Genomic DNA, 3,680 nt, shown 5'->3' with positions numbered 1-3,680 from the left:
GTATATCACCACCGCCGCCCCCGACCGCGGGGGCGCGCCCACCCGGGGCGGCGCGGGGCTCGTCAACGCCGCCCGGACCACCACCACCTCGGTTATGGGGGGGGCGGGGGCCGCCCACGGGCGAGTCCGCGATCAGGTGGTGCGGGGCGGCCGCGGTGATGTCCACGGTGACCAGGTCGCCCGGGCGGATCGGCTCGGCGGTGCCGCCGGGACGGAAGTGCACCAGCCTGCCGTCGCGGGCCCGCCCGCTCATGCGGGCGGTGGCGGCGTTCTTCTTGCCCGAGCCCTCGGCCACCAGCAGCTCGACCTCGGTGCCGATCAACTCCTGGTTTGCCGCCAGCGAGATCTCCTCCTGCAGCGCGATCAACCGGTCGTAGCGTTCCTGCACCACCTGCTTGGGCAGCTGGCCGTCCATCTCGGCGGCGGGGGTGCCGGGCCGCTTGGAGTACTGGAAGGTGAACGCGCTGGTGAACCGCGCCTGACGCACCACGTCCAGGGTCTGCTGGAAGTCCTCCTCGGTCTCACCGGGGAAGCCGACGATGATGTCGGTGGTGATGGCCGCGTGCGGCATGGCCGCGCGCACCTTCTCGATGATGCCCAGATAGCGCGCCTTGCGGTAGGAACGGCGCATCGCCTTGAGCACCCGGTCGGAGCCGGACTGCAACGGCATGTGCAGCTGCGGGCAGATGTTGGGCGTCTCGGCCATCGCCTCGATCACGTCGTCGGTGAACTCCGCCGGATGCGGCGAGGTGAAACGCACCCGCTCCAGGCCATCGATGCGGCCGCAGGCGCGCAGCAGCTTGGCGAAGGCGCCACGGTCGCGCGGCTCGTCGGGATCGGCGAACGAGGCGCCGTAGGAGTTGACGTTCTGGCCGAGCAGGGTGACCTCGAGCACGCCCTGGTCGACCAGCGCCTGCACCTCGGCGAGCACGTCGCCGGGGCGGCGGTCGACCTCCTTGCCGCGCAGCGAGGGCACGATGCAGAAGGTGCAGGTGTTGTTGCAGCCCACCGAGATCGACACCCAGCCCGCATAGGCGGACTCCCGCTTGGCGGGCAGGGTCGAGGGGAACGCCTCGAGCGACTCCAGGATCTCCACCTGGGCCTGCTCGTTGTGCCTGGCACGCTCGAGCAGCACCGGCAGCGAGCCGATGTTGTGCGTGCCGAACACCACGTCCACCCACGGCGCCTTGCGCACCACGGTCTCGCGGTCCTTCTGCGCCAGGCAGCCGCCGACCGCGATCTGCATGCCCGGCCTGCCCGCCTTCACCGGGGCGAGATGGCCGAGCGTGCCGTAGAGCTTGTTGTCGGCGTTCTCGCGGACCGCGCAGGTGTTGAAGACCACGAGATCGGCGGTCGCGCCGGGAGCGGCCTTGACGTAACCCGCGTCCTCCAGCAGGCCGGACAAGCGTTCGGAATCGTGCACGTTCATCTGGCAGCCGAAGGTGCGGATCTCGTAGCTGCGTTCTCCGTTCATCACCTGTCCGATCGATTCCACCCGTCCAGGGTACGGGGGTGCGCGGATGGGCCGGACAGGGCATCCGCGCAGGCCCGGCGGGCGGGGCTGCGATCCCACAGGCGCGTTACGAGGCGGTGACGGCGCGGCGTGCCGCTTCGGCGTGTCGCTGAAAGCGGGGCAAATCGTCGATTTCCCCTTAAGGTCGATGACCATGAGCGATGCCGCCGCACCGACCGGCACGACCGGCGACGACCCGAAACCGGAACCCGCTGATTCGAAGAACGCTGTATCGACGGGCGCCGAAGCCGAGCACAGGGCCACCGATTCCGCTCCGCCGATGATCTCGATGCGGGCCGTGGACAAGCACTTCGGCAAGCTGCACGTGCTGCGCGACATCAACCTCGAGGTCCCGCGCGGGCAGGTGGTCATCGTGCTCGGCCCGTCGGGCTCCGGCAAATCGACGCTGTGCCGCACCATCAACCGGCTGGAGCCGATCGATACCGGCTCCATCGCCGTGGACGGCGTCCCGCTGCCCGCCGAGGGCAAGGCGCTGGCCGCGCTGCGCGCCGACGTCGGCATGGTCTTCCAGTCGTTCAACCTGTTCGCGCACAAGACGATCCTCGAGAACGTCTCGCTCGCCCCGGTGAAGGTGCGCAAGATCAAGAAGGAGCAGGCGCGCACACGCGCGATGGAACTGCTCGAACGCGTCGGCATCGCCAACCAGGCCGACAAGTATCCGGCCCAGCTGTCCGGCGGTCAGCAGCAGCGCGTGGCCATCGCCCGCGCCCTGGCGATGAACCCCAAGGTCATGCTGTTCGACGAGCCGACCTCCGCGCTCGACCCGGAGATGGTCAACGAGGTCCTCGACGTCATGGTCTCCCTCGCCAAGGAAGGCATGACCATGCTGGTGGTCACCCACGAGATGGGCTTCGCCCGGCGCGCGGGTGACCGGGTGCTGTTCATGGCCGACGGCGCGATCGTCGAGGACACCGACCCGGAAACCTTCTTCACGACACCGAAATCCGAACGAGCCAAGGACTTCCTGGGCAAGATTCTCAGCCACTGAGCCTCTCCGCCCGGAACACGGCAGCGAAAATCACACAAGGAGTTAGGAACTCGATGAGGATCACCCGTGCACTTCGTTTCGGCGTCGGGGCGCTCGCCCTGGCCCTGGCCGCGTCCGGCTGCGGTGGCGGCGACGAGGGCAGCGCCCTCGACCACGCCGAGGAGGGCAAGCTGACCATCGGCATCAAGTACGACCAGCCCGGCCTTGGCCTGCGTACCAAGGACGGCACCTTCACCGGCTTCGACGTGGCGGTCGCCGAGTACGTGGCGGGCAAGCTCGGTGTGGCGAAGGAGAACATCACCTTCAAGGAGGCCCCCTCCGCCCAGCGCGAGACGCTGATCGAGAACGGCCAGGTCGACTTCATCGTCGCCACCTACTCCATCACCGACAAGCGCAAGGAGAAGGTCGACTTCGCGGGCCCCTACTACGTGGCGGGCCAGTCCCTGCTGGTGCGGGCCGACAACACCGACATCACCGGCCCCGAATCGCTCAACGGCAACAAGAAGCTGTGCTCGGTGAAGGGTTCGACCCCGGCGCAGAACGTCAAGGACAAGTACGCCAACGACGTCCAACTGCAGGAGTTCGACACCTACTCGCTGTGCGTGGAGGCGCTGCGCAACGGGTCGGTGGACGCGGTGACCACCGACGACATCATCCTGGCGGGTTTCGCCGCCCAGTCCCCCGGCCAGCTGAAGGTCGTCGGCGAGACCTTCACCGTGGAGAACTACGGCATCGGCCTGGCCAAGGGCGACCAGGAGGCCCGCGACAAGATCAACGACGCGATCGAGGAGATGATCTCCTCCGGCGCCTGGGAACAGGCGCTGCAGGAGAACGTCGGCGCCGCCGACTTCACCCCGTCGCCCGCGGACCCCACGCTTACCGAGGAGATGCGGCTCCGCGGTTACGGAGACCTCGGTACCGGCACAGTGTCCGGCGACACTGTGGGTGTTTCTACCTGTTCGAGGATCGGCATCCCACCACCTCCGTCCCTATCGGCGATATAGCTACGCTCGCGCCGGGACACACGATGAGGCCCGCTGCCAGGTGTCGTGGTCCACCCTCGCATGGGGGTTGGATTGGGCGTCTATTTACGGCAACCCGGCACCCCACCGGGTACTGCGCGTCGGGCCCGTCCGACTCGACCTGTTCTCCACCCCT

The 3,680-nt window shown here is 68.2% G+C and carries 2 protein-coding genes and 1 pseudogene; 2 read left to right on the top strand and 1 reads right to left on the bottom strand.

Annotated elements, in window-relative coordinates; translation table 11 throughout:
- The coding region (gene miaB, locus QH283_RS26870; RefSeq protein WP_432420784.1) for a tRNA (N6-isopentenyl adenosine(37)-C2)-methylthiotransferase MiaB at positions 1–1,474 on the bottom strand (1,474 nt) is incomplete at its 3' end.
- Positions 1,475–1,793: 319 nt separating this feature from the next.
- Here miaB and QH283_RS26865 point away from each other — a divergent pair.
- A complete protein-coding gene (locus tag QH283_RS26865) occupies positions 1,794–2,522 on the top strand; it encodes an amino acid ABC transporter ATP-binding protein (RefSeq protein WP_280505726.1) in 729 nt (242 codons plus the stop codon).
- Between the two features lie 53 nt (positions 2,523–2,575).
- Positions 2,576–3,400, top strand: a pseudogene (locus tag QH283_RS26860) (glutamate ABC transporter substrate-binding protein); the annotation flags it as partial.
- Positions 3,401–3,680 lie beyond the last annotated feature (280 nt).

Origin of the sequence: Nocardia farcinica, assembly GCF_029867845.1 — a bacterium.
GTDB classification, from domain to species: Bacteria; Actinomycetota; Actinomycetes; order Mycobacteriales; family Mycobacteriaceae; genus Nocardia; species Nocardia farcinica_A.
This window is presented reverse-complemented; position numbering and strand designations above follow the sequence as displayed.